Source organism: Bacteroides caecigallinarum, from assembly GCF_021530995.1.
In the GTDB taxonomy this organism is placed as follows: Bacteria; Bacteroidota; Bacteroidia; order Bacteroidales; family Bacteroidaceae; genus Phocaeicola; species Phocaeicola faecigallinarum.
Genome location: NZ_JADYTF010000150.1, coordinates 1 through 6,406, shown reverse-complemented (window position 1 = coordinate 6,406; position 6,406 = coordinate 1). Strand labels below are relative to the sequence as shown.

The following is a 6,406-nucleotide window of genomic DNA, read 5'->3' as shown; positions in this document are numbered from 1 at the left end:
GATATATGTTTAAATGAAAAATCAAAAAGATATTTTATGGTAATATTCAAGTAAGTTATGTCCCATTTTTCTGTTTATACTCATTTCTTTCCGAAATTGTTATCAATTTTCAGCAATGATGTAACCCAGAACGTCGCAGCCGTGCATACCATAATCCATATAAAGAACATACGGTATCCCATGGTTTCCTGCAGCCATCCGGCTATCATTCCCGGAAGCATCATTCCCAAAGCCATAAATGCTGTACATATTGCATAGTGTGCAGTTTTGCTTTCTCCCTGCGAGAAATAAATCATGTAGAGCATATATGCAGTAAAACCGAAACCATAACCGAATTGTTCGATGAAAATACATAAATTTATTACTTCCAGACTGCTGTTCTGAAAGAAACTCAAATATACATAAACTATGTCGGGCAGTGATATAGCCCATACCATAGGCCAGAGCCATTTTTTCAGTCCGTGACGAGAAACTGCAATTCCTCCAAGAATCCCGCCTATTGTGAGACCTATCACTCCTACAGTACCTTGAGTGAAACCAATCTGTTCCGTAGTCATTCCCATACCGCCTTTTTCCAATGGGTCAAGCAGGAATGGAATACCCATTTTGGCCAACTGAGCTTCCGGCAGACGGTAAAGGAGCATGAAAAGGATAGCCGTAACTGCCTGTTTCTTTTTGAAGAACGAGCGGAATGTACCTATGAATGACGACAGAATACCCTCTGAATTGCTGTTACTTATTTTTATGTCTGAAGATGGGCGGGGTAGGATATATCTGTGGTAAAGCCACAGGCCTATGAACAGTCCCGACAGAATATAGAAAGTAATGCTCCATGCCCGGCTGATATTTCCACTGCTGCTTTCCAGATAACCGGCAAGCATGATAAGTCCACCCTGTCCGGTTATTGTTGCAAGACGGTAGAAGGTACTCCTTATTCCTACAAACAGTGCCTGCTCGTGTTGCGAAAGTCCTATCATATAGAATCCGTCGGCTGCTATATCGTGAGTGGCGGAGCTGAATGCCATAAGCCAGAATATTGCGAGAGTGGTTTGCAGAAATGAATCTGTAGGAATAGTAAAAGCTATTCCTGCCAGTCCTGCACCTATCAGCAATTGCATTGAGGTAATCCAGTAGCGTTTGGTTTTTATGATGTCGATGAACGGACTCCAAAGCGGTTTGATAACCCATGGAAGGTTCAGCCAACTGGTATATAGAGCCACTTCCGTGTTCGAAATTCCCATTCGTTTGTACATCACCAGCGATATAATCATAACAGCCACGTAAGGAAGACCTTCGGCAAAATAAAGCGAAGGTACCCATGTCCATGGCGAACGTGTTTTTATTGTTTCATTCATATTATTTTAAAGTACAAAAGCCAATTCTAACAACTACTAACTAACAACTGATTTCTCTACACTAATAAACTTTCTTTATTTCAGCATCCCTGTAATAATGTAAAAGAATTTTGTCGTAGGAATAACTTTTTTCGCCCATCATGGCTGCGCCAATCTGGCATAAACCTACTCCGTGTCCCCAGCCGGCACCGGTTATAGTAAACTCTGACGGAACGCTGCCTGCAACTTCTGTTTTGTCAATTACAAAAGCCGAACTGAACAGATGGCTTTCCGACAAAGCACGGCGTATTTCCAGTTCCTTGCCGATAGTTACAGTGCGCAGAGTCCCTACTATTTTAAGTCTTGAAATTCTTCCTGACTTTCCCCTTTGCATTGGGATGAGATCTTTAATATCTCCAAACTCAATACCTGTCTTCCTGTGAATGAGTTCCGATATTTCCTTTTGCGAATATTTCACTTTCCAACGGTAGAAATCGGTAGTTTCCTGATCATAGTTGTTCAGAATCTGTTTCATAACCTTTTCATCGTGCGTATTGCAGAATGCGGTAGGAGTGGCGCGAATCCATTTTTCGGCATTCTCTTCAATACTGAGGTCCGGTATGTCCTTGTTTTCAGAATCGTCAATGACAGGCTGCAGATACGGATAATCCTTGTCTTCCCAACAGGTATCGAATGTTTCCGAAATACCTCCACAACATTTTGAAAATCTCGCGTCGCATATTTCATCACCATACATAAGTACCATACCCTCAGTATCTTTCACAGCTTTTGCTACAGACGGGTTTGATGCTTTTGTGATTCCCTGATACCTCTGACAGTGGTCGTCGGCACATACATCGAAAAGTTTATGATCCTCACGGTCGTACCATCTTATTATACTGTTCTCATCTGTTGTGAAATTTTGTTGTAAAGATTTATGTACATTTTTCCTATCTCTGTTTTCAATTTGTGCAAGAAGCCAGCTACGCGATATTACCGCATGCGATTTCAAGAATTCCAGCGATGACGTGGCGCTCATTTCTGAAGAAATCACACTCACCAGATAATCCTCAACAGGCAATATGTTTATGGCTATCACATTATCTCCATCTGTAATCAGTTTTAATTTTCCGGTGAAAGTCTGCTCCTCCTGCCTTTCCCAATGATAGGAGATACCTATTGTTACGTTATGAAGTGTAAACGAACAGTTGCTGTCTTCCGGAGTGAGTTCTATGGACTCAGTTTTTTTTGTACCCAATGAGATTTCCCCATTCCCAGTTACAGATGCTTTAAGATGTCCCGTTACGACTTCTCCTTCTTGTGTCAGGTATTCGCCATTCAGAGTAAATGAGATTTCTTTCCCCGCTACTATACCTACATTTATATATGGTTTTTCCATGATGATACTTCCTTGTAAATCTTTTTTATGTCTGATTCTGTTATTTTTAAGAAATCCTCTTCGCGTGGAGTTACTATAAGACCAGCCATATCCAGTGCTCCAGGACTGACAAATATCTGTTCTTTACCTTCTGCAAAATAGCATGATGGACGGTGCGCTTCTCTCGGAAAATATGCAGTTATAAACTTACCGTCTGTATCTCTCCATGCAAACATATTGAATCGTGGTTCAGTTTCACCTTCATGTGTAGTCAGTGAGTTTAGATATCTGTTGAGTAGTTCTGTATCAATGTTGCCAGAGTTAGAAATAAAAGCTTTTATCGGGCATATATAGCCATTGACTGAGAAACTTGTACACATATCTCCGTTCTGCATTTCTACAGTTTCATCTTTGACTGCAGATTTGAATATTTCGTTCCATTGGGCAATAAAAGGAATATCCTCCTTTCTGGCAGCCTGGAAATGGAAATGATCCGGAGCCGATGCGCCGCACTTAGCGCCATTATAGAATATGGCATATCCGTGTCCGAAATAATCCTCTACTTTTTGAAGAACCTTTCCCGGCAGTTGCATATTCATCTTGTCTGCCAGTGTCTGTGGAATGTGTTCTTCCGAAGAAATCGTCAGATGTCCCGGCAGAATAGGATATGGGTTTATTCTGACGCTGAATTTCATTCCTGCATCAATGCTTATTGAATACTGTTCTTCAGGCTTGTTTTTCATGCAGAGGAAGCACGGACGTGCTTCGATGGATGATTTGTCAAGTTTTGCCAGTGTAGATACTGCTCTTGCCGGATTGAACTGCACCTTGATATTGTTTCCGTTGATATTGAAACTTTTGGTTTTGATGTCTTTCAGTGCTTCATGATTTTTGCGACAAAGTTCCCATTTTTCGAACTGTGCGGCAATGAATCCTTCAGCTTCTTTTTCTGCCAGTCCGAGTCTTCTGTTTATCTCCAAAGTGCGCAGACTGTCTTTATATGCATTGTTCTGGTTAATCTTCTCAATGCTCAATGCCGCATCAGAGTTTCCTTCCCAGCGGCGGCACAGATATACCACATCGTAAATTCTTCCAATCTTGTAATTTCTTGAAAAAGCCAGCCCCAGTGCATAGTCCTCTCCATAGCTTGTGTTCGGAACTCTTGTTTCACGTAACAGTGGAGTGAAGAAAGCGCGTGGAGCGCCGAGCCCGTTTATGCGCAAAGCGTTGTTATGACCATTCTCGTCTGTCCACTCTTTGTGGTCAATCACTCCCGGAGGCAACGTTTCCAGACTGAAGTTTGTCATCCTGTACGAGCCTATAACCATGGCGCATTTCTCTGTACGGAACTTATCCACTATAGTCTGCAGTGTGTGCGGACTGCTGTAGAGGTCATCACTGTCTAGTTGTACAGCATAACGTCCGCATTCAGGATGGTCAATACCCAGATTCCAGCATCCGCCTATGCCTAGGTCAGTACGTTCCGGAACTATGTGTATCACATTCTTATTATTTTTATACTTATCTATGCATTCGGTAGTGCCGTCAGTAGAATGATTGTCTATTATTATAATGTTGAATTTGAAATCCGTTTCCTGTTCCAGAACCGACTTTATTGCATCATCAATAGTCTTCACTCTGTTTCTCACAGGAATAATGACCGAAGCTTCGTATGCAAAATTGCCTTCCTCGGTATCTATCAGTCTGTTTCTTTGCGGGAGATAAGCACCTATTTGTTTCAGATGATATGTAAAAGCCTCTTCACGCTCAATCTGTACACTACGGTTGCGAGGATCAACATAGTCAAACTGTTTCTCACCAGATTTTCGCAAATCGTCTTCTACTTCTGTATATAAAAACTCCCTGATATGGATAATGTCTGCAATTCTCGAAACAGCCAGTCGCAGTGCATAAAGTCCCGAGAATAAATATTCCTTTTGCGCCAAAAGGTTTTCGGCTGCTTTTATGAAAACATCTGTTCTGAACATTATCAGCGAACCGAAGTCGAAGTCATCGCGTACACTTCCTTTCTGATAGTCGATAACAGGATGAGGCAGACGTGTATCTTCCTTCATGATGTAATGGTCGGCATACGCCATACCGGCATTGTCTGCCATGAGATAGTCTGCCATGCGCTCTATGGCTTTATATCCCAGGTTTATAGGATATGGTTTGGTGTATATAAGTATAAAATCCGTGTCTGCCTGCCGTAAGATATTTCTTATCCCCTTAGTAGAGTTAATTTCGTTGATTTTCAGTGCTATAGTCTGCTTCACTCTGCTGCATTCTTTCATTATATGTCTTGCAATGCTTTCATCTTCGGAAACGGTGAAGCAAGTTATGTCTTTGTTCATAGTCATTCTTTTTTGTTTATCAAAATTACGAAAAAGGCCTAAGTGATTGAGAATTAGTAGTAGCTACCAACTAACTGTAGTAAAAGGTTACGGATTAGTCAGTTATCTACTGTTTGAAGAAAAGAAGTTGGTTGTCTTTGTTGTATTCCATTCTCAAGTCTTAGTCCTTTTATCTTTTGCCATAACAGCATATTAAGTTTCTTTTTAGCGATTGATTTACATTATAATTTCCCAATAACCGCCTTTATTGGGTCCAATTCTTTTCACAGCTCCAGTGTCTTGAAGGTGTTTAATATTAGTTGCTATCCAACGGCGAGATACTCCAATCTTTTCTGCTAACTCAGAAAGTGTAATATTGGGGTTATTCCTAATCTCTTTAATGATTTGCAGTGCAGTTTCTGGTGCACTTTGTAGTGCAGTTTCTGGTGCACTTTGTAGTGCAGTTTTTAATGAACCACGTTTGGAAACTTTTAATGAGCCGTCTTTATGTGCAATGTCAGCAATAATATTTCCAGCTGCTTCATGACATGGAATTGTTATTCTAAAAAAGGTTCGTTCTTCATCTGTAACTACATTAGCTCGTGGTGAACCATTATTCACCAAAACATTCACACTAGTTCTGGGCATATAGTAAGGTGAAATTTTGTTATTGTAACCCACCATATCCTGTAATATTCCATCAATCATTTCTGTAGGGATTCCATTCACAGGACGAATAGCTACTCCTGTTGCTTCGTCTGTATCAACACCAACCACTATATAACCACCACCAAGATCGTCAAAATCATTGGCAAATGCACATACACTATGGTATATGCTTGCTGGATTCCAACCCTTCTTGAATTCTATTCGGTTGGATTCTATCCTCTGCTTATTCAGAAGGTCGTCTATATTTATTGCAAGTGCCATACTCCTAATCGATTATACTCTCTACATTCACATATCTTACGTTGACCAGAATCCTTTACTTTCTTTTCCTTATTAGGTAAAGATGGCAACAGACCGAACATCTTCTTTCTATTGTCTTCTTTGGGGATTGCCAATATTTGAACACAAATATATAAAAAGGATTGTAGATTCACGATGAAATCTCTAAAAAGCTACAATTCTTTTGTGGGAAAAATGTATTTCTACAAAATAACAATTGTTATCGTTTGAATGAAATAAATACTATTATATTATTATACTTCTTCTTTTCTCACGAAAAATTTGAAGACTAATCGATTCATACGAGTTTTCAGTGTCTAGGCGGAAAAGTGCTGTATGAAAACTTCAGTACAAACATAAAAGAAATTGCTTTCTTCAGGAAAAAAACTATAAACAACACTGTTGTTTGTATA

General features: G+C 40.1%; 4 protein-coding genes. All 4 read right to left on the bottom strand.

The annotated features are described in order from the left end of the window. Positions 1 to 80: 80 nt before the first annotated feature. Positions 81 to 1,355: an MFS transporter gene (locus I6E24_RS14890; RefSeq protein ID WP_154042989.1), complete on the bottom strand. Its 1,275-nt coding sequence runs from the start codon at positions 1,353 to 1,355 to the stop codon at positions 81 to 83. Between the two features lie 61 nt (positions 1,356 to 1,416). Further along, positions 1,417 to 2,733, bottom strand: a complete 1,317-nt coding sequence (locus tag I6E24_RS14885) for a SpoIID/LytB domain-containing protein (RefSeq protein WP_154042988.1) — start codon at positions 2,731 to 2,733, stop codon at positions 1,417 to 1,419. After that, entirely contained in the window at positions 2,715 to 5,066 is a 2,352-nt protein-coding gene (locus tag I6E24_RS14880) for a DUF4922 domain-containing protein (protein WP_235329358.1), read from the bottom strand. The genes I6E24_RS14885 and I6E24_RS14880 overlap by 19 nt, the downstream gene beginning before the upstream one ends. A gap of 216 nt (positions 5,067 to 5,282) precedes the next feature. Beyond that, entirely contained in the window at positions 5,283 to 5,975 is a 693-nt protein-coding gene (locus tag I6E24_RS14875) for an HTH domain-containing protein (RefSeq protein WP_235329356.1), read from the bottom strand. Between the last annotated feature and the right edge of the window lie 431 nt (positions 5,976 to 6,406).